This window comes from Sodaliphilus sp. (assembly GCF_045598405.1).
GTDB lineage: Bacteria > Bacteroidota > Bacteroidia > Bacteroidales > Muribaculaceae > Sodaliphilus > Sodaliphilus limicaballi.
Genome location: NZ_JAZLLZ010000160.1, coordinates 1 through 21,400 on the forward strand (window position 1 = coordinate 1; position 21,400 = coordinate 21,400).

The 21,400-nt window shown below is 53.7% G+C and carries 19 protein-coding genes and 1 pseudogene; 17 read left to right on the top strand and 3 right to left on the bottom strand.

The window, feature by feature from the left end; genetic code table 11:
• Positions 1-388: 388 nt before the first annotated feature.
• From ACKI3C_RS11005 to ACKI3C_RS11015, 3 genes are read left to right on the top strand one after another with little or no spacing between them, the layout of a single operon-like run.
• Positions 389-973 (top strand): SIS domain-containing protein, encoded by a 585-nt coding sequence (locus ACKI3C_RS11005; RefSeq protein WP_407405081.1) that lies wholly within the window; start codon positions 389-391, stop codon positions 971-973.
• A 51-nt stretch (positions 974-1,024) separates the two neighbouring features.
• Positions 1,025-1,993, top strand: a complete 969-nt coding sequence (locus ACKI3C_RS11010; protein WP_407404980.1) for a PfkB family carbohydrate kinase — start codon at positions 1,025-1,027, stop codon at positions 1,991-1,993.
• Between the two features lie 27 nt (positions 1,994-2,020).
• A complete protein-coding gene (locus tag ACKI3C_RS11015) occupies positions 2,021-3,019 on the top strand; it encodes a hypothetical protein (RefSeq protein WP_407404982.1) in 999 nt (332 codons plus the stop codon).
• A 132-nt stretch (positions 3,020-3,151) separates the two neighbouring features.
• Here the strand turns inward: ACKI3C_RS11015 and ACKI3C_RS11020 are convergent, their stop codons facing one another.
• A complete protein-coding gene (locus ACKI3C_RS11020; protein WP_407404984.1) occupies positions 3,152-4,009 on the bottom strand; it encodes an NAD(+)/NADH kinase in 858 nt (285 codons plus the stop codon).
• A gap of 197 nt (positions 4,010-4,206) precedes the next feature.
• Here ACKI3C_RS11020 and ACKI3C_RS11025 point away from each other — a divergent pair, with 197 nt between their 5' ends.
• From ACKI3C_RS11025 to ACKI3C_RS11070, 10 genes and pseudogenes are all read left to right on the top strand, one after another.
• The gene (locus ACKI3C_RS11025) at positions 4,207-4,920 is read left to right on the top strand and encodes a pyridoxine 5'-phosphate synthase (protein ID WP_407404986.1); all 714 of its coding nucleotides are present in this window, start codon (positions 4,207-4,209) and stop codon (positions 4,918-4,920) included.
• A 43-nt stretch (positions 4,921-4,963) separates the two neighbouring features.
• Positions 4,964-5,677 (top strand): MotA/TolQ/ExbB proton channel family protein, encoded by a 714-nt coding sequence (locus tag ACKI3C_RS11030; RefSeq protein ID WP_407404988.1) that lies wholly within the window; start codon positions 4,964-4,966, stop codon positions 5,675-5,677.
• Positions 5,678-5,686: 9 nt separating this feature from the next.
• Positions 5,687-6,100: pseudogene (locus ACKI3C_RS11035) on the top strand (ExbD/TolR family protein); the annotation flags it as partial.
• Between the two features lie 137 nt (positions 6,101-6,237).
• Positions 6,238-7,050, top strand: coding sequence for a hypothetical protein (locus ACKI3C_RS11040; protein ID WP_407404990.1), 813 nt, complete (start codon positions 6,238-6,240; stop codon positions 7,048-7,050).
• A 7-nt stretch (positions 7,051-7,057) separates the two neighbouring features.
• Positions 7,058-8,032 (top strand): polyprenyl synthetase family protein, encoded by a 975-nt coding sequence (locus ACKI3C_RS11045; protein ID WP_407404993.1) that lies wholly within the window; start codon positions 7,058-7,060, stop codon positions 8,030-8,032.
• A 15-nt stretch (positions 8,033-8,047) separates the two neighbouring features.
• Positions 8,048-8,653 (top strand): ribonuclease HII, encoded by a 606-nt coding sequence (locus ACKI3C_RS11050; RefSeq protein WP_407404995.1) that lies wholly within the window; start codon positions 8,048-8,050, stop codon positions 8,651-8,653.
• 116 nt (positions 8,654-8,769) lie between these two features.
• Entirely contained in the window at positions 8,770-10,002 is a 1,233-nt protein-coding gene (locus ACKI3C_RS11055; RefSeq protein WP_407404997.1) for a sensor histidine kinase, read from the top strand.
• A gap of 31 nt (positions 10,003-10,033) precedes the next feature.
• Entirely contained in the window at positions 10,034-10,837 is an 804-nt protein-coding gene (locus ACKI3C_RS11060) for an MBL fold metallo-hydrolase (RefSeq protein ID WP_407405000.1), read from the top strand.
• Positions 10,838-10,871: 34 nt separating this feature from the next.
• Complete coding sequence (locus ACKI3C_RS11065; protein ID WP_407405002.1) at positions 10,872-11,192, top strand: hypothetical protein; 321 nt, start codon at positions 10,872-10,874, stop codon at positions 11,190-11,192.
• Between the two features lie 229 nt (positions 11,193-11,421).
• Positions 11,422-13,113, top strand: a complete 1,692-nt coding sequence (locus tag ACKI3C_RS11070; RefSeq protein ID WP_407405004.1) for a leucine-rich repeat protein — start codon at positions 11,422-11,424, stop codon at positions 13,111-13,113.
• 985 nt (positions 13,114-14,098) lie between these two features.
• Here the strand turns inward: ACKI3C_RS11070 and ACKI3C_RS11075 are convergent.
• Positions 14,099-16,042 carry an LTA synthase family protein gene (locus ACKI3C_RS11075; RefSeq protein WP_407405006.1) on the bottom strand — a complete coding sequence of 648 codons (1,944 nt, stop codon included), beginning with the start codon at positions 16,040-16,042 and terminating at the stop codon, positions 14,099-14,101.
• Positions 16,043-16,049: 7 nt separating this feature from the next.
• Positions 16,050-17,231, bottom strand: coding sequence for a putative sugar nucleotidyl transferase (locus ACKI3C_RS11080; RefSeq protein ID WP_407405008.1), 1,182 nt, complete (start codon positions 17,229-17,231; stop codon positions 16,050-16,052).
• A 116-nt stretch (positions 17,232-17,347) separates the two neighbouring features.
• On the opposite strand from ACKI3C_RS11080, the gene rfbC reads away from it, so the two are divergent.
• The 4 genes from rfbC (at position 17,348) to fusA (ending at position 21,382) form a co-directional block, all read left to right on the top strand.
• Positions 17,348-17,893, top strand: coding sequence for a dTDP-4-dehydrorhamnose 3,5-epimerase (gene rfbC, locus ACKI3C_RS11085; RefSeq protein ID WP_407405010.1), 546 nt, complete (start codon positions 17,348-17,350; stop codon positions 17,891-17,893).
• Positions 17,894-18,192: 299 nt separating this feature from the next.
• On the top strand, positions 18,193-18,576 hold the full coding sequence (rpsL, locus tag ACKI3C_RS11090) for a 30S ribosomal protein S12 (protein WP_407405012.1): 384 nt from the start codon (positions 18,193-18,195) through the stop codon (positions 18,574-18,576).
• 178 nt (positions 18,577-18,754) lie between these two features.
• Positions 18,755-19,231, top strand: coding sequence for a 30S ribosomal protein S7 (rpsG, locus tag ACKI3C_RS11095; protein ID WP_407405014.1), 477 nt, complete (start codon positions 18,755-18,757; stop codon positions 19,229-19,231).
• 24 nt (positions 19,232-19,255) lie between these two features.
• On the top strand, positions 19,256-21,382 hold the full coding sequence (fusA, locus tag ACKI3C_RS11100; RefSeq protein WP_407405016.1) for an elongation factor G: 2,127 nt from the start codon (positions 19,256-19,258) through the stop codon (positions 21,380-21,382).
• Positions 21,383-21,400 lie beyond the last annotated feature (18 nt).

The window sequence follows — 21,400 nt, forward strand, 5'->3', positions numbered from 1 at the left end:
AATCTGTTTTTCAGCGAAGCGGTGTTTTTTGGTTTTGCGAGCAAGCAATCCCGCAGGGTGATGATTGTTGCGGGATTGGGCGTTGAGAACTTGTTCTCATAAGGCCAAGGCCGCAACAAGCATCAGTGGCTCGTAGAGACACATTGCTCGCAAAACGGTTTTTCTTGTTTTTTTTAGCTCCTTTCCTATAAAAAACACAGAGAGGAAAAAAATAATTTCTTTTAATTCTGGATAATTTCTTTCAGTAAAAGGAACAATCTCTGTGTCCTGTGGGAGATGTGGGGAAATGGCGGGAGATGAGGTAGATGGAAACAAAGTGGTGAGAAATGTTTCGTTTTTCGTCAAATTATTACTAACTTTGCAGTCAAGTATGGACGTAAAGCAAAAGATGAAAGAAATACTGGAGGCCGAGAGCAAGGCTATCCTCAATATTCCTGTGACCGACGACTATGAGCGTGCGGTGGAACTCATTGTGGAACAGGTGCATCGCCGCGGTGGCAAGCTTGTGACTTCGGGCATGGGCAAGTGTGGCCAGATTGCCGACAACATCGCCACCACGTTCTCATCGACGGGCATCCCCGCGATTTTCCTTCACCCCAGCGAGGCGCAGCATGGCGACTTGGGCGTGTTGCAGGGTAATGACGTGATGCTGCTGCTCTCCAACTCGGGCCGCACGCGTGAGATCATCTCGCTGCTGGCGCTGGCACGCGACCTCTACAAGCAGGTCAAGTTTATCGTGATCACGGGCAACAAAGATAGCGAGCTGGCAAGTCAGGCCGACGTGTGCCTGTGGACCGGCGGAGCTCCCGAGGTGTGCCCGCTGGGGCTCACTCCCACCACATCGACCACGATGATGACCGTGATGGGCGACGTGCTCGTGGTGAACACGATGCTTGCCACCAGGTTTACCAGGGAGCAGTATGCGCTGCGCCACCACGGCGGCTATCTGGGCGTGAAAGCCAAGGAGGTGTAAGGCTGCCGGGCAGATTGACAGAAGATTAGATATAAAAACATCAAACTATACATGCGCAAGATTATTACAATAGCCGAGAGCGTTCTCGACACCGAATACACACACGGACAGCCGCAGCGCACCTTTGTGGGCGGCCGCATACCGTGTGCAGCAGCCTCGCTGGCACAGGCCGGAGCGGCAACGTTCATGGTGAGCGAGTGCACGGCCGACTGCGTGGGCGACATCATCATCGATTACCTGTCGAGGCACAACGTGGACACCACCAGCATTGACCGTTATCCCGACGGGGCAACGGCTTTCTCGGCCATCTTCAGGCAAGACGACGGCACAAGCCGCATCGTCAACTACGGCCAGTATCCCGAGGACCGCTTCAACGTGATATGGCCCCGCATCGACAAGGACGACATCGTGATCATCGGCTCGCTCTACTCGGTGGATTTGCCGCAGCGCGAGCGCCTGTTCGAACTGGTGTCTTATGCCGCCGAGCGCAAGGCGATAATCATCTATCTGCCAGGCTTCCAGCATGGCATCAACTTCAGGATTACCCGTGTGATGCCCAATATCCTCGAGAACCTTGAGGTTGCCGACATCGTGATTGCCCAGCAGCAAGACATCGATGCCATCTTCCCCGACGAGAACGACGGCGAGGCCTATCGCAACCACATCGAGTTCTATTGCGACAACTACCTGCACATCACCCCCGGCCTTGACGTGAAGCGCTACGGTGCCCGCCAGTGCCGCCAGCACAGCGGCCCGGGCGCCCGCGACAACATGCTGGGTTGGCAGGCAGGATTCACCGCCGGCATTGTCTATGGGCTGATTGCCCGGGGCGTGACACACGAGACGCTGCCCGCGCTGGACGGCGGCACCTGGGACGCAATGATAGCCGAAGCCATGCAATGGGCCGAGGCTTCTACGGGACCCGACAACTGCGTGGATGCAGAATTTGCCAGCAGTCGCACCGCTGCATTGCTTGCCGCGCTTGAAAACTACGACAAAACGCAAGAAAACAAACTGTAAAACACTATATTTTAGCACTTAAAGTCGATGAAACAGCTGCAACTCAACTACGTGTTCCCCCACTTGGCCAACGATATGACCATCGCTCAGGCACAGATATCGCGCACAGGCGCCATGCCCCCCGTGGGCGGTCTGTCGAGCGACGTCGTTCTCGACATGCGCATGACCTATGCCCTGCATCTCATCACCGACCACCGCACGGCTCAGGCAGCCCAACTCATCGACGACCTTATCTACGGCGACGAGGCACTGCCCACCACGCCCGCCATCTACAACACCTGGCTGTGGGTGGCACGCATGACGCTGCTCATTGCCGACAGCTCGTGGGCACTGGCACTGGGCAGCGCCGAGAATGCGTTGCAGCAGCTGTCGTCCATCAAGGGCAAGAAAAGCGAGGACTACATGGCCCTGCTGGCGGCTATTCTCTACAACCTGGCCGTGGTGCACAACGGCACCGGCGACAACAGCCGCGCCGCAAAGGAACTCACCAAGGCACAGCAGTTGCTCGAACGCCTGGTCAAGAAAAACGAAATGCGGTTCTCGGTGCTGCTGCTGAATGCGGTGGAAGCATCGACCGACATCATCACCTCGCGCACCAAGCAGATGAACGTGCTGGCGCATTACCAGACCATCATCGATGCCAACACCCTCATGCTGGGCACCGGCAACGAGGGCGACACACGCAAGGCCCTCAACGAGCTGGTGGACACGCTGCGCAAGGAAGGCGAGATAATGCTCGAGATGGGCAACGGGCGTAATGCCGTGAAGTATTACACCAAGGCGTTGCGTTACCAGAAGAAACTCAACGAGCCGCTGGGTTATCGCGACCTCGTGCTCAGCATAGGTCTGGCACGTGCGCTCATGCGCCTGATCAACCGCCGTGCCGCAGCCGAGCAGCTGCTCACGTCGCTCTTGCCCCTGGCACGCAAACTAGGCGCTACCAACGAAGCCGCCGAGATCGAAAACCTCCTCAACAGCAAGACCAAGAATTTCAACATAATGACACTCCTCAAGGGGATCTTCTGACACACTCTCCCACGGAGACGATTGTTTTAAGACACAAGGACATAAGAACACAAGGGAAACTACCGATTACGCTGATTTATGGAGGTGAAAATCTGCGTAATCGGTAGTTTTTTGTTTAACCCGGGGGGGCGGTTACTGGCCCCAGTGGAGTTTTTGTTGCAGGGTTGAGGCGAAGTTGTGGCCGCGGCGCTGCACCACTATCACGTTTACCGGCGACTTGGTGATGGTGAGTGTGCTGCCTGTGGGGCACGGGTGGCTCTCGCCGTCGAGGCTCACAAGATAGTGGTCTGACCGAGAGTGAGTTGTGATGGACACCTCGGCATCATCGGGCACCACGATGGGTCGCATGGTGAGCGAGTGGGCACTCACCGGAGTGAGCACTAGGCATGGAGCCGAGGGCGCCATGATGGGTCCGCCAGCGCTCAAATTATAGGCAGTAGAGCCAGTAGGGGTGCTAATCACCAGTCCGTCACCCTTGTAGGTGGTGAGAGGCAAGCCCCGCAGCGAGGTTTCCATCTCTATCATCGACGACGTGTCGTGACGCAGCACCGCCACTTCGTTGAGAGCATAGGGGTGGGCAATGCGGAGCGCGTCGCACTGCACCTGCACCATGGTGCGGCGCTCGGTGGTGTAGTTGCCGTCGATGAAGTCGTCAACCATGTCGCAGGCGTTAGCCAGGTTGCAGGCGGTGAGGTATCCCAGGTGGCCGGTGTTCACGCCCAGTATGGGTATGTGGTGTGGCGACACCCACATCACCGTGGTGAGAAACGTGCCGTCGCCACCCAGGCTGATGGCAAGGTGGGCATCGGGGATGCTGTCGCTGTCGAGAACATGGACTCCGTCGCACGAACCTAGCGACTGCACCAGGTAGTCATGGAACTCCCGTTCCACGCAGCATTCAATGCCGCGGCTCACGATGTGGCCGATGAGAGACTTGATGCCGTCGAGCGACTGGCGCTGGTAACTGTTGCCGAATAGTAGTATTTTCATCTTCATTTTATGCTTTAACTGCCGCAATACGGGCCTGCAAATGCAAAAAAAACCTATTATAGCATTTTTAAGTGCAAAATTGTTTTCATTTCTCGCTAATAACGAGTATTTTTGCATTAACTTTGGTGTATTGTTTCAATACCGAGGTGCAAATATACAAATTATTTTGTCTACCACTATACCGTACACTGTAAAAAATGACAAATTTAAGTGTAAACATTAACAAGATAGCGACACTGCGCAATGCCCGCGGCGGCAACACTCCGTGCGTGGAGCAGGTGGCCGTGGATTGCGAGGCATTCGGTGCCGACGGCATCACGATCCACCCCCGTCCCGACGAGCGCCACATACGCCGCAGCGACGTGATGACCCTGCGTCCGCTCGTGAAGACGGAGTTCAACATCGAGGGTTATCCCAGCGAGGATTTCATCAACATGGTTCTGCTGGTTAAGCCCACGCAGGTGACGCTCGTGCCCGACGGCCCGGGTCAGCTCACCTCCAACCACGGATGGGACGTGGAGCCCAACATGGAGTTCCTCACCCAGGTCGTTGACCGCTTCAAGGAGGCAGGCATACGCACCAGCATCTTCGTGGGCACCGATGTGGAAAACGTGAAGCGGGCAGCTCTCACGGGCACCGACCGCATCGAGCTCTACACCGGCCCCTATGCCGAGGGCTACAAGCATGACCCCGAGGCCAGCATCGCCCCCTACGTGGCAGCGGCCCAGGCGGCACGCAACGCTGGCATGGGAGTGAACGCCGGGCACGACCTGAGCCTCGAGAACCTCAAGTTCTTCAAGGAGCGCATCCCGTTCCTCATGGAGGTGTCGATAGGGCACCAGCTGGTGTGCGACGCACTCTACATGGGACTTGAGGCCACTATCAAGGCCTACAAGGATTGTATCAAATAACGAAAATTAAACAAAAACAATAACATTTCTAGAAATCAACAACATGAATGTATTAAACTTAATACTTGCCCAGGCTGCCAATGCAGGCGCAGCGCAAGTAGCCGAAAACAGCGCAGCAGCAACCGATGCACAGAACGCAATCAACTGGTTTGACCTCACCATGGCCGGCGGATGGCTCATGGTGCCACTGGCACTGCTGGCCGTTGTGAGCATCTACATCTTCTTTGAACGCACATTTGCCATCAACGCTGCTTCACGCGACAATGGCGACTTCATGGAAAAAGTGAAAAACCTCATCAAGCGCGGCGACATGGAAAGCGCGCTCAAAGTGTGCAAGGAGACCAACACCCCCGCTGCCCGCATGATCGAGAAAGGTGTGAGCCGCATAGGCCGCCCCATGAACGACGTGCTCGTGGCTATCGAGAACGTGGGCAACATGGAAATCGCTAAACTCGAGAAGGGATTCTCATGGCTCGCAACCACCGCTGCCGGAGCTCCCATGATAGGCTTCCTGGGCACTGTGACTGGTATGGTGCAGGCATTCTTCCAGCTCGCAAGCGCAGGCGCGCAGAGCAATGTCACCATCCTCGCCGGTGGCATCTACCAGGCCCTCATGACCACCGTGGGCGGTCTCATCGTGGGCATCCTTGCCCTCTTTGCCTACAACTTCCTCACCTCTCGCGTGAACAAGGTGATGAACAAGCTCGAAGGCAAGACAATGGAATTCATGGACATCCTCAACGAACCCGCAAAATAACAACTCGTCATGGCATTAAAGAGACAGCACAACACCCAAGCGATGTTCAGCATGGCATCGATGACCGATGTCATCTTCCTGCTGCTCATCTTCTTCATGGTGACATCTACGTTTGTGTTCCCCTCGGCAATGGAGGTCAACCTGCCGCAGTCTAGCCAGCAGACCGCCATCAAGCCCACCAGCCGCATCTATGTGGACAAGGACATGAACATGTTTGCCACCGTGGGCGACAGCATCCAGGAGGGTAAGCTCACCCCCCTCGCTCCCGAGCAGCTCGACGGATTCATGAAGAGCCTCGTGGCTGGCAATCCCCAGGACTTTGTGGCCCTGTATGCCGACGAGGAAGTGCCTTACGGCAAAATCGTTGATATCCTCGACAAGGGCTCGAAGAACGGACTCAAAGTGGTTCTCGCCACCCAGCCCGCGTCCAAGAACTATGGCGTGCAGGACGAAGAGCCCGCACAGCAGCCCCAAGAGCAGCAGGAGCAAGCACAGCCCCAGGCTCAAGGAGAACAATAAACGTCAACAAGTAACACTACACACCACGACTTGCAGCAACAATGAACGATAATCGCAAGAATGAATTACTGGCACTGCTTCTCACCTTGATCGTTTGCTTGATCACGGGAGTCATTCTTGTCTGCAGCTACATGCGCTATGAGCCCATGAGCAACACCGAGCTCAAGCAAGACACCATCATGTTCGGCGGCGAGTATGTCATGCTCGGCGACATGATAGAGGAATCGGCAAGCGACGAGATGGCAAGCGAAGCGTCGGAGGCCGACGAGCAGGACAACTCCCAGCCCGACGTGGAAGGCGACGACGTCAAGGACAACGGCGAGCCCACCAAGCAACCCGCGCCCGTGGTCACCGCACCCAAGGAGTCGCCCATGAAGGTCAAGGAAAAGCCCAAGGAAGAACCCAAGAAACCTGGGCCTGCAGTAAGCAATGCTAAGGAAGAAAAGAAAGAACAAGTGAAACAGACGCCCAACAAGGCCACCGACAGCCGCGTGAAGAACGCATTTGGCTCGGGTGGAGGCACGGGAGCCGGCAAGCAAGGGTCGCCCGACGGCAACTCGACCACTGGCCTCACCATGGGCAAGCCCGGACTGGGCGGACTCGTGGGCTACACTCTCGACCACTGGGCTAAACCCAACCCCAACAGCAAGTGGAGCGGCACAGTGCAGGTGAGAGTGCGCGTCAACACACGCGGCAAGGTCATCGAGGCACGTTGCGTGGGCGGCACTGGCGAGGTTTACTCGCACCGCGAGATACGCACCGCTTGTGAACAAGCGGCTCTCAAGAGCCAGTTCTCTGTACCCAACAACACGACCACCGAGGGCGTGGGTACAATCACTTATAAATGGAACTAAAACAATTGTGACTGAACTAGAACGAATTAGGGAATTGCTCAGGGGCGACATCGATCGCCTCAACAGCATCATCAAGGAGTCGCTGGTGAGCAACAGCGACCTCCTTAATGCTGCCATCACCGCACATCTCAAGACCAAGGGCAAGCAGCTGCGCCCGTTGCTGGTGATGCTCAGCGGAAGACTATTTGGCGGCATCAACGACTGTGTGCTCAATGCCGGCGCTGCCGTTGAGCTGCTGCACAATGCGTCGCTCATTCACGACGACGTCATCGACCAGTCGGCCGAGCGACGTGGCATCGCCACCATCAACAGCATCTTCCAGAACCATGTGGCAGTGCTCACCGGTGACTTCTTCATCACCACCGCGCTGCGCAGGGCCGTGCTCACCCGCCAGTCGCGCATCCTCGACGAACTCGCTCTTCTGGGCGGTGCTCTGTCGATGGGCGAGATAGACCAGATATGCAACGCGCAGGAGCGCAACATCACCGAGGAAATCTATATGGACATCATCGGCAAGAAGACTGCCACGCTCTTCGAAAGCTGCGCTGCCATGGGCGGATATGCCAACAACCAGGAGGAGGGCTACATGAAGCCCCTGCGCAAGTATGCCTATCTGCTGGGCCTGTGCTTCCAGATGAAGGACGACACGTTTGACTACTATCACGACCCCGCAGTGGGAAAGCCCACGGGCAACGACCTGCGCGAGGGCAAGATCACGCTGCCGCTCATCTACGCATTGTCGCTCACCGAGCACCCCAGGCACAACGAGATGGTGCAGCTCGTGCACAAACCCGAGCTCACCACCGAGGAGATTGATACTCTGGTAGAGTTTGCCAAGGAAGCCGGCGGCATCGACTACACCTACTGCAAGATGGAGCAACTGCGCGAGCAGGCATGCGCGCAACTCGATGCCTACCCGCCCAGCGACACCGTAGAGGCGCTGAAACAACTGTTCCAGTACATAATCGAGCGCAAGCACTAACATGCCGTTACCCTAATGCTACAACAATATCTCATAGAAGGCCGCATTGAAGCTGGGTGCGACGAGGCTGGGCGAGGCTGCCTGGCAGGTCCTGTGACCGCGGCTGCAGTGATTCTGCCCGCTGGATGGAGCCATGAGCTCATCAACGACAGCAAGCAACTCACCGAGCGACAGCGCGAGGCGCTCAGACCCATCATCGAACGCGAGGCGCTGGCATGGGCCGTGGCAATGGTGTCACCGCAAGAGATAGACCGCATCAACATCCTCAAGGCGTCTATCACAGCCATGCACCGGGCCATCGACCAGCTCACAGTGCGTCCCGAGGCGCTGCTCATCGACGGCAATCGCTTCTATAAGTACCAAGACATCCCCCACACCACCATCGTCAAGGGCGACGGCAAGATGCTCAGCATCGCCGCCGCAAGCATCCTGGCCAAGACCCACCGCGACGAGTACATGCGGCGCATAGCACAGGACTACCCGCAGTATGGATGGGACGGCAACAAGGGATATCCCACGCCTGCGCACAGGGCCGCCATCGCTGCACACGGCACCACGCCGCACCACCGCATGACATTCCAACTGCTGCCACAACCCACGCTGTTTGATGGGATTGATTAGAGATTAAAGATTAGAGATTAGAGATTAAAGATTAGAGATAAGAGGGGAGGATTCTCCGAGCAATTTAAACTTTTAAACTTTTAAACTTTTAAACTTTTAAACTTTTACAAAGAACAATGAACCTACGCAACATTTACGACTCCCGGCGCATCTGGAAGATGGGACTCATCGCAGTCTCGCTTGTGATGGTTGCGTGCTTCATCTACATCTCTAACAACCTCGTCAAGGACCTCGCCCAGCAGGAACGCGACCGCATGGAGATATGGGCCAACGCCACCAAGGAGCTGGCGTCAATGGCCGACTCGCCCGTCGATAGCCTGGGCAATCCGCTGCCCGTGATGCAACCCGACGTGGACTTCCTGTTGAGCATCATCGAGGGCAACCACACCATCCCGGTCATGCTTGTCGATAACGACGACAACATCTTGCAACACCGCAACTTCCATCTGCCCGAGCCCGAAGATAATCCGCTGGAGATCTCTCCCGCCAACATGGCCTACTTGCAAGACAAGCTCAACTCGCTCAAGGGGTCTAAAAACATCATCGATATCAGTATCGACGACCACACCACGCAGCACCTCTACTATGAGGACTCCACGCTGCTGCGACGCCTTGCCTACTACCCCTACATCCAGCTCGCCGTGATGCTGCTGTTCATCGCTGTGGCCTATTTTGCCCTGATCAGCGTCAAAAAAGCCGAGCAGAACAAGGTGTGGGTGGGTCTCAGCAAGGAAACCGCCCACCAGCTGGGCACTCCCATCTCGTCGCTCATGGCGTGGACACAGATACTGCCCAGCATGGGACTCGACCAGGACGTCGTGGGCGAGATGGACAAGGACGTGCACCGTCTCTCGGTCATCGCCGACCGTTTCTCTAAAATCGGCTCAATGCCCGACAAGGAACTCGCCTTCATCAACGAGGCCGTGGAAATGAGCCTCGAGTACATGAGCAAGCGCATACCCAAGCGCGTGGACCTCAATATCCACACCAGCGACAGCGACAACTGCGGCATCATGCTGTGCCAGTCGCTCTTTGAGTGGGTGATGGAAAACCTCACCAAGAACGCCGTCGATGCCATGAGCGGTGAGGGAAGGCTCGACATCACCGTCACCAGCGACGACGACCATGCGCTCATCTACGTCAAGGACACAGGCAAGGGCATCGCACGCAAGAACTTCAAGAATGTGTTCACCCCAGGTTTCACTACCAAGAAACGCGGCTGGGGTCTGGGACTCACTCTCGTGAAGCGCATCATCGAGGAATATCACGGCGGACGCATCTACGTCAAGGAGAGCGAGCCTGGCAAGGGAACAACCTTTGCCATAGAACTGCCCAAAGTCAAATCATAATCACCTATTGAGAAAAAAACAGAACGACGATATGACAAAGATTACAATGCTCGGCACAGGCAACGCAATGTGCACACGCTGCTACAACACCTGCTTTTATCTCCACACTCCCGGCGGAGGGCTCATGGTTGACGCGGGCGGCGGCAACGGCATTTTCAGGCAGCTTTTCCGCGCCGACATTCCCTTTGAGCAGATACACAACATCTTTGTCACCCACGTGCACACCGACCACATCATGGGCATCATCTGGATGATACGCAAGATCTCTCCCATGATGTACCGCGGCAAGTACTCGGGCTCTCTCACCATCTACTGCCACGACGAGGTGAAGCACGCCATCGAGCAGATGTGCTATCTCATGATTCCTGCCAAGATATGCCGCGCCATAGGCGACACCATCATCTTGCAGGAGGTGAAAGACGGCGAGACTGTCAAGATCGACGACATGGACGTCACGTTCTTCGACGTGGGCAGCGACAAGACCAAGCAATATGGGTTCCGTGCCGTCATGCCCGACGGCAAGAGCATCGTGTGCCACGGCGACGAACCCTATAACGAGCGCAACGACAAGTATGTGCGCGGCTGCGACCTCTTCATGTGCGAGGCTTTCTGCCTCTACAAGGACCGCGAGCAGTTCCGCCCCTACGAGAAGCACCACAGCACCGCCATCGACGCCGGACGCACAGCGCAAGACCTAGGCGCCAAGAGCCTGCTCTTGTACCACACCGAGGACACCCACCTCACCACACGACGCCTTACCTATACCGCCGAAGCCGCACAACACTACACTGGAAACATCTATGTCCCCGACGATATCGAGTCGGTAATAATCTGACCCATATAAACAAGCAATTCACCTATAAACAAACATGAAACGAAATAATACTAATCCGCAACGCCTCGCCATCGCAGTATGCATGATTGTGCTGTGCTTGCTCATGGTGTCGTGCGCCCCTGCCGAGGCCGGCGAGCATGAATTTGGTTTCCTCGGAGGCTTGTGGCACGGCATGATACTTCCCTTCTCATTCTCTGCCAAGCTTCTCGGCGCAATCCTGCATCTCGTAAGCGAAGACTGGGGCAACTGGGACATCTCTATCTGGGCCGACAACACCACAGGATTCACCTACTGGTTGGGTTTCGTCCTAGGCTTCTTCGGCTTGAGCAAACTCATCTCACTCCACGACGACTAAATTAAGACTAAATTAAGGTCGGTTGCTACGCAACCTTTAAGAACAGGCTTGCTTGCAAAACGGTTTTTGACGTTTTTTTGTTGGTATTGCTATGTAATTACATTTCAGTATATTACAAAATACCACACAAAATACCACACGTCAAAATCTCGTTATTTCCAGTAATTTTATTTTCTTTGTAAATTAGACATTTTATATCGCAAAAAATACAATTAAAAAAATATCATTTATGAAGAAATTATTAACCCTTTTCTGCTCTGTTGCATTAGCAACAACTGCCTGGGCCGACGGAACCATCACCATGCCCAACGGCCTGAGAATTTATGTCGATGACACTTTCAGGACAGGCTATATCCTGTCGTCAGACGTTTCGGGCGACCTCGTGATTCCCGCAACTGTTACCGACGGCGGCAAAGAGTACAAGATTACCGACATCGACAACAACGCATTCCGCTACAAGACTGCACTCACCTCGGTAAAGATTGAAGGCAACAACATGGTCAACATTAAGGGCGAGGCATTCAATGGTTGTTCGAGCCTCACAAGCGTGACCCTGCCCTCGTCGCTCGAGGAACTGGGCACACGAGCATTCATGGCTTGCACCAAGTTGCAGTCGATTTCAATCCCCCGGTCGATAAAAAAACTAGGCGAGAATGTATTTGCTGGTTGCACAAGCCTCGCATCGGCTTCTCTGCCCGAAGGCATTACCGAACTTCCCGTGGGACTCTTCTACAAGTGCTCGGCTCTCTCCCAGGTCAATGTCCCCTCGACCGTCGAGACTATCGGCGCATCGGTGTTCTACCAGTGTGCAGCACTGCCCAGCCTCACATTGCCTGCTGGCGTGACACAGATAGGCAACAATGCATTCAACAGCTGTACAAGTCTAGCAAGTATCAATATCCCTAATGGGGTGTCTGCAATCGAGGATTACACATTCACCAACTCCGGTCTTGTCAACATCACTCTCCCCAACAGCGTCACCACCGTAGGCCGTGACGTCTTCAAGGGCTGTGTTAACCTCACCGAAATCACCCTATCAAGCAGCATGACCGAGATACCCGAAAACCTGTGCAACGGCGACAAGGTGCTCGCTAAGGTTGTTATCCCCAGCGGCATCGCTGCCATTGGCCGACAGGCTTTCTACAACTGCGCTGCGCTGCCCTCTATCGAGATCCCCAATTCAGTAACTACCATGGACGTGCAAGTGTTCCAGGGTTGTGCTGCTCTTGAAACTATAAAACTGTCAACCGCCCTTACCACAATTCCCGAAAACACATTCAACGGCTGCAAGGCATTGAAGAGCGTAGAGATTCCCGCATCTGTTACCGCTCTTGCTAAGCAGGCATTCTACAACTGCTCGGCACTGGCTGCCATTAAGCTCAACAAGGGTCTCACCTCCCTGGGCGAGAACGCGCTGCGCGGCACTGTTATCACCGAGCTTGACATACCCGAGGGCGTGACAACCGTGGGCAAGGCTTTGCTTTACGGCGACAAGGTTCTCACCAAGGTGACTCTTCCCAGCACTGTCACTACTCTCGATGCCCAAGCCTTCTACAACTGCACAACGCTTGCCGAGGTGCACAACCGCATGGCGGCGCCTCTCACTATCGTGGCCAACACATTCTACAAGGCGCAGACAGGCACGCTCTACGTTCCCAAGGGCACCCTTGCAGCCTATCAGGCAGCCGACGTGTGGAAGTCGTTCAAGGACATCGTTGAGGAAGAAAACGAGGAACCTGGCATTCCTGGCGACGTGAACGGCGACGGCAACGTCGATATCACCGATGCCAACATCCTCATCAATCTCATCCTGGGCAAGGATAACGCCAGCAGCTATGGCAACCGTGCCGACGCCGACGGCAACGGCACAGTTGACGTGAGCGACGCCAACGCCGTGATCAACAAGATCCTGGGCAAGTAAGGTTAAGTGGATTTATAGACATCGTTAATAACGTGGTTTTCGTGATTTGCGTTAATCACGTTATTATCGTTATTGTCGTAACGATAATCTCTGTGCCCTTCTGTGGTACTCCCCGCGCGGATCTCACTGAACTCACTGATTTTTTCATTGAAAATATATTAACAATTAGAGGCTGAAAGCCGACATGAGGGTGTGTCAAAATCCGAAATTAGGTTGAGGTAGGGACGACACTCCCGTGTCGTCCGCACGCTCGGAACGAGCGTAATACATTACACAATTATTTGAATATAAGCGTTCTAAGAATGCTTCGGACGATACAGGAGTATCGTCCCTACCTGCTCTTGTTTTTGCATTGTACTCTACCAAAGCGCATTTTGACACACCCTCCATTGCATCGTAACCGATGGCCGCAGTTGCGGTGCAATTTTGATGCGTTTGCCATGTAATCTGTCGTTAATGTCGCCCGGATAGCGTCTTGACGACAGAGTCGTCACATTGCATCGTAACCGATGGCCGCAGGCCGTCGGAAAGGAATACGCCCCCCAAAAACCGACCTCGAAGGGGTCGCACTGTGCGAATCTTGCACGTATCGAGGTAGCGGTCTTCAACCGCAGTATAGTGTATCGCGTTTACCCTGCCCTCTGCGTCCTTCTATAGAATAAAATTTTAAGTGGCTAAAAATCAGAATTCAATGTGAGAAATAGACTAAAAAAACCGCTTCGCTGAAAACAGATTTTTATATTTTCAGTTAATTTTCAGTGTATTTCAAGCGCAGCGCCACCACCTAAATACAGTCACATAGAAAAAGGCGCTTCGCTTGAAATACACTGAAAATTAACATAAAATTTATTCTTTCTCAACATTCTCTTGTTACACAAAAGTATTGGCAGTTATATTCCTAATGATGTTCTACCTTTCATTTTAGGCATAAAACCCTAATCCAATGCTCTGTGGGAGACCGAGTGAGATAGGTGCAAAATATGGACTATTTCACGATCATCTCGTTGTGGTTCATGCGGTACATGTATTGCTGGATGATGCTTTTCATGCGTTTTTCGGCTTGTGCCGGGTGCTTGCCGCACAGGTCGTGCTGTTGCAGGGTGTCTTCCTTGAACCTGTAGGCATGCACGACTTTCTCGCCGTCGAACTGCAGCATCCAGTCGCCCGCGAGATACTGGTAGTAGTCGCTAGAAGGGAGGTAGTTGATGGCGTGGGTGGCGTCGGGCTGTGAGTTGAGGGCATCCTGGCCGAAGGCGATGAAGGGCTTGTCGTACCCGAGCAGCCCAAGCACTGTGGGCATGATGTCGATCTGGCTCACGATGCGGGTACTATCCACACCGCAAAGTTCGGGCATCGACGGCACGTAAAAGATGACAGGAACCTTGTAGTGTCCCAGGTCGGTGATGTATTCGGGATCATCGGCAGCAGTAGCGTGATCGGCGGTGATGACGAAGATTGTGTTGCTGAACCAGGGTTGCTTGCTTGCCTTTTCAAAGAAGCACTGCACTGCATGGTCGGAGTAGCTGATGCAAGCATAGAGTGGGGTGGGTCCTTCCTTATACTTTCCCTTGTAGCGGTCGGGCATGCGGAAAGGCGAGTGTGATGATGCCGTGAACACCGATGTGATGAAGGGCTGCTGCATCTCGCTCATCTTGTCGCAATAGAATTGCAGGAATTCCTCGTCCCAAATCGCCCATGTCCCGTCGAAGTCGTCATCGCCGTGATAGCGAGCGTCTTGGTTATACTCGGTGCGTCCGTAGTATTGCTGGAAGCCTGTTGAGCGGGCAAAAGCCTGGAATCCCATCGAACCATTTTCGGCACCATGGAAAAATGCGCTGTGGTAGCCCTTGTTCTTTGAGAGTTCGCCCGCTAGACCCGAGAGGTCGTTGAGCGATGCCGGGGTGAGGAAGAACGGCTCGACAAACGATGGTATCGACGACAGGACCGACGGCATGCCGTCGATGCTCTTGCGGCCGTTGGCATAGCTGTATTCAAACGAGCGCCCTTTGACAGCCAGGGAGTCAACGAAGGGCATGAATCCTCGCGCCGATGCTTGCTTGCCGAAACTCTCAAGGATGAGCACCACCACATTCATGGGGCGGAACTGGACGCTGTCGGCAGGGATGTGGACGGGAGTGTAGATCGCCGTGGCTTCTTCTATGGGCATATAGTCACGCTCGACAAACGGCTTGTCGCCCAGGGTGCGCATGATGCAGAAAGGCGTGTTGAGCACGATGCTGGCATCCACGGCATGCTTGACATACTGGTTGGCATTGGAAATGGTGATGGGACGCACTGCCGTAGTGAATCCGCCACGCATGCCCCCTATGGTGAGTGCTGCCGCTGCCAGCAGTAACACCACCTGCGAGATGTAATAGCGCCACAGGCTTTTCTTCTTCGGGCTCGTCATCTCTGCTGGGCTGGAGAACCCTTTCCACAGGATGAACGCTAATGCAGCCGCGGCAACGAACAGGTACCAATAGGGGAGTGCCTCGTTGAGCAGGATGGTGACGATGTTGCTCTCACCGCCAAACTCTTGCAGCACGCTCCATGTGGTGCGTCGCCCTGTGAAAGGGAAATAGGCGCAGTCGCACAGGTTAGCGCTGATGCCTATAAAGTTGACTATGACAAACATCCATCGCATGACCGAGTAGAAACCCTTGCGTTCCTTGACGTGCAACGGCAGCAAGAAGCAAAGAAGCATCCAGCAGTTGAGGTAAAGCAGGGCAGTGGTGTCGAAACGCAAGCCGGCTACTAGCATGTCAAGGAAATATCCCGCCGTGAGATGATCCTTGAACAAGGCGTAGTTGCAGCACACAAAGATGATGCGCGTGACTGTGAACAACACATATATTAATAATAGGTTGCATGTGGCCGAGCCCACTGTGGTCTCTCGGAATGTTCGGAATAACTTTTTAATGGACTTCATTAGTCATTTACTTGTAACGGTCGCTGATGTTGTATATAGACTCGAAGATGTCGCGGTCAACCTGGGTCAGTTCCAGGCCGCGGCGTGCCATCACTCGCTCGGCAATGCTGTAGAAGGTCTTGAGCGGCACGTCCTTGAAGCCGGCGTTGCTGCTGCCCTCCTGGAATGACGCGACAAATGGGCGCGGGAAGCCGCTGCCGTGGATGTTGACACCCACGCCGAGCACTGTGGCTGTGTTGATCATGCAGTTCACTCCCGTCTTGCTGTGGTCGCCCATGATGAGACCACAGAACTGCAGGCCGGTGCGCACAAATCGACGCTCCACATAGTCCCACAGCTTGATTTCGCTGTAGTCGTTTTTGAGGTTGGACGCTGTGGTGCCGCCGCCCAGGTTGCACCATTCGCCTATCACCGCATCGCCCAGGAAACCGTCATGGGCTTTGTTGCTGTAGCCTATCATGACTGTGCTCTCGATTTCGCCGCCCACCTTGCAGTGCGGACCCAGGGTGGTTGCGCCATACACCTTTGCACCCATGCGCACCTTGGCATCGTGACATGCTGCAAACGGACCCCGCACGCAGGCTCCCTCCATCACTTCCACGTCGCGGCCCACGTAGATGCATCCGCCGCGAGTGTTGAGGAACGCACCATCGACGGTGGCGCCCTCCTCAAGGAAGATGCGTGACGCGTCGCCTATCACGGTGCATGTGGCAGGAAGCGGCTGTGACTCCCGCCCCGCAGTGAGGCGAGAGAAATCTTGCTCTATAACCTTCGCGTTGATCATGAAGATGTCGTAAGGCATGACAAGTTTCATCACTTCGCATTGCGACTCGATGCACGACGTGTAACGCTTGTCGTCAAAATCCTGTGCCGTGCCATTGAAGGCGATGAGCGTGCCATTGTGCATGAGTGCTTGCCCCGGATCTAACGCTAGGGCTTCGGCTGCCAGGCTAGGGGTGGGGATGACGTGGCCGGCAATCATGAGATTGGTCTTGTCCACTCGTGCAGGGAACTTGACTTTCAGGTGTGCCGCCGTGAGATAACTGCAGGTATGGTCAGTGCCCAGCATTGACTTCCACTTTTCCTCAATGGTGGTGATGCCCACTCTCAGCAAAGCCGTGGGACGTGTGTAGGTGAGTGGCAGCAAGTGGCGTCGCACCTCGTTGTCGTCGAAGAATATGATGTTCATGATCGGTATATTTCGAGTTTTACACTGCAAAGTTAGGATTTATTGGCCGAATATTATAGACAAATGAACAAAAATTATTAACTTTGCACTAATGCTATTATATAATATAAGGTGTAATGAAATTTATTGAGCAAAGGATAAAGGGCGTTTGGGTCATTGAGCCCATTCGCTATGGTGACGCGAGAGGCTACTTCAGCGAGGTGTTCAAGCTGGAGGAATTTCAGTCGCATGTGGGTGAAGTGAAGTTCATCCAGGACAACGAGTCGTTCTCGAGCCGTGGCGTGCTGCGTGGGCTTCATTTCCAGAAAGGGGAGTTCAGCCAGGCCAAGCTGGTGCGCGTGAGCCGCGGCCAGGTTCTTGACGTTGCCGTTGACCTGCGTGGCGGCAGTCCCACCTATGGGCAGCATGTGGCGGTAGAATTGAGTGCCGACAACGGTCGCCAGTTGTTTATACCCCGCGGTTTTGCCCACGGATTTGTGGTGTTGAGCGATTTTGCCCAGTTCCAGTATAAGGTTGACAACATCTATGCCCCGCACAGTGAGGCTACATTGCAGTTCGACGACGAGTCGCTTGGCATCGACTGGCGCATTCCGCGCGAGGAGATGCTCTTGAGCGAGAAAGACAAGGCTGGAATGTGTTTAAAAGATGTTAAACCTTTTTAATGAAGTGTAAATCAGGTGCAATAATTTCTCATCTCCCGAGTCATTAAGTCATGAACCGTTCAGGGGCATCACGGAGTAAGTGTCTAAAAAAGTGATGCCTAGAACTAGAAAAAAGACTTAAAACATTTGGTAGTTAGGAAATTAGTTTGTATCTTTGCACTGTTTTTGTGGCTTAATGCGATGCTGTCGTTCGTTAATCGGTTGATTGAATGAATGATAGCGTTGTGTGAGGCCTTGAAATGTGATAACAATTTTATCAATTAATTTATAATTAAAAACTAAAGTAAAACAGAACTAAGATGCCAACAATTCAGCAATTAGTAAGAAAAGGTCGTACTGCGCTTGAGAGCGCAAGCAAATCGCCCGCGTTGGATTCTTGCCCGCAACGTCGCGGTGTGTGCGTTCGTGTTTACACAACCACTCCCAAGAAACCTAATTCAGCGATGCGTAAAGTAGCCCGTGTTAGATTGACTAACGGTAAGGAAGTCAACAGTTACATCCCCGGTGAGGGTCACAACCTGCAGGAGCACTCAATCGTTATGGTGCGCGGCGGTCGTGTTAAGGACCTCCCTGGTGTACGCTACCACATCGTTCGCGGTACTCTCGATACTGCTGGTGTAGCAGGCCGCACACAGCGCCGCTCTAAGTACGGTGCTAAGCGCCCCAAAGCCGCTAAGAAGTAATCGCTAAACGCAATTAACGACTTTTCAAATTACTAAAAAAGAGATTTAAAACTTATTTTAAACTTAGTTTTTGATTTTATTGGATTGGAAATAGGTTGAGTAAATGGCCGCTACTATGGCCGTTGAAGAACAAAGATGCAAACAACCAAGCGGACAAAAACTACAATTTAATGTAACAATGAGAAAGGCTAAGCCAAAAAAGAGGATCATCCTTCCCGATCCCGTGTTCGGTGACGTGCGAGTTTCTAAGTTCGTGAATCACCTTATGTATGATGGTAAGAAGAATACATCATACCGTATCTTCTACAGCGCACTTGAGTTAGTGGGCAAGAAGATGGCTAATGAAGAAAAAGCTCCCCTTGAGATCTGGAAAGAGGCTCTCGCTAAGGTCACTCCCCAGGTTGAGGTTAAGTCACGCCGCATCGGTGGTGCCACTTTCCAGGTGCCCACTGAGATCCGTGCTGACCGCAAGGAGTCTATATCAATGAAGAATCTCATCATTTTCGCTCGCAAGCGTGGCGGCAAGACTATGGCCGACAAACTGTGTGCAGAGATTATCGATGCTTATAATGAGCAGGGTGGCGCTTTCAAGCGCAAGGAGGACATGCACCGCATGGCCGAGGCTAACCGTGCATTCGCTCATTTCAGATTTTAACATTGACAAGGGAAATAGATTATAATGGCAACTAACGGACAACAATTAAAGTACACTCGCAACCTGGGCATCATGGCTCACATCGATGCCGGGAAAACGACTACATCGGAGCGTATCCTTTTCTATACAGGTCTCACCCATAAAATCGGTGAGGTTCATGATGGCGCTGCCACTATGGACTGGATGGTTCAGGAGCAAGAACGTGGTATCACTATCACCTCGGCTGCTACTACCGCCTTCTGGAAGTACAGGGATAACAAGTATAAAATCAACCTTATCGACACTCCGGGTCACGTTGACTTCACTGTGGAGGTTGAGCGTTCTCTTCGCGTGCTTGACGGCGCTATCGCTACTTTCTGCGCGGTGGGCGGTGTTGAACCTCAGAGCGAAACAGTGTGGCGTCAGGCCGACAAGTATAATGTGCCTCGCATTGCCTATGTGAACAAGATGGACCGCTCGGGAGCCAACTTCCTTGAAGTTGCTCGACAGATGAAGGATATCCTGGGTGCAAATCCTTGCCCCATACAACTTCCCATCGGTTCGGAAGACACCTTCAAGGGTGTCATCAACTTGATCACTATGAAGGCTCTCGTGTGGAACGATGAGACTATGGGCGCTTCTTACGACGTGGAAGAAATTCCCGCCGATCTCCTTGACGAGGCTGTTGAGTATCGCGACAAGATGCTCGAGAGTATCGTTGAGTGTGACGATGAGCTCATGAACAAGTACTTTGACGACCCCGAGACCATCACCGAGGAGGAAATCCACCGTGCTCTGCGCGTGGCAACCCTCAAGATGGAAATCGTACCTATGTTGTGCGGTAGTTCGTTCAAGAATAAAGGTGTTCAACCTCTGCTCGACGCTGTGTGCGCCTACCTTCCCAGCCCTGAAGACAGTGATGAGATCGTGGGACATGCAATGGACGACAGCGAGAAGGTTGAGCGTCGCAAACCTGAAGCAAGTGAGCCCTTGTGCGCTCTCGTGTTCAAGATTGCAACCGACCCCTATATGGGACGCCTCGTGTTCTTCCGCGTTTACTCTGGCCAGATCGAAGCCGGCTCTTATGTATTTAACAGCCGTTCGGGCAAGAAAGAGCGCATCTCTCGCTTGTTCCAGATGCACAGTAACAACCAGAACCCCATGGAGGTGATCGGTTGCGGTGACATCGGCGCTGGCGTTGGTTTCAAGGATGTACGCACTGGCGACACTCTGTGCAGCGAGGATCATCCTATGGTACTCGAAGCAATGGACTTCCCCGATCCCGTTCTTGGTATCGCTGTTGAGCCCAAGACTCAAAGCGACCTTGATCGTCTGGGCGTAGGTCTCCAGAAACTCGCAGAGGAGGATCCCACATTCCAGGTTGAGAGCAATGAGGAAACTGGACAAACAATCATTCGCGGTATGGGTGAGCTACACCTTGACATCATCATTGACCGTCTGCGTCGTGAGTTCAAGGTTGAATGTAACCAGGGCCGTCCGCAGGTTACCTACAAGGAGACCATCAGCCAGGCTGTTGAGCTTCGCGAGGTATTCAAGAAACAAAGCGGTGGCCGTGGTAAGTTTGCCGACATCATTTGCCGCGTTGAGCCTGTTGATCCCGACTTTGAGGGCAGCTTGCAGTTTGTCAACGAGGTTACTGGCGGTGACATCCCCAAGGAATTCATCCCTGCAATCCAGAAGGGTTTCCAGAATGCAATGAAGAGCGGTGTGCTCGCAGGCTTCCCTGTTGAACAACTCAAAGTTACCGTGCTCAGCGGTTCGTTCCACCCCGTGGATAGTGACCAGCTTTCATTCGAGCTCTGCGCTATGCAGGCATTCCGCAGCGCATGCGTCAAGGCACGCCCAGTGCTGCTGGAGCCCATGATGAAGGTTGAGATCGTTACTCCCGAGGAGAGCATGGGTGACGTGATCGGCGATATGAACAAGCGCCGTGGTCAGGTCGAGGGTATGGAGTCAAGCCGCAGCGGCGCTCGCGTGGTTAAGGCAAAGGCACCCCTCGCCGAGATGTTCGGTTATGTGACCGCACTTCGCACCATCACTTCAGGTCGTGCAACTAGCACGATGTCGTTCTCTCACTACTCAGAGGTGAGCAAGTCTATTGCAGAGAAAGTGCTCGCTGAGTGCCAGGGACGAGTTGACTTACTGAAATAAAATTTAAACAAAATAATA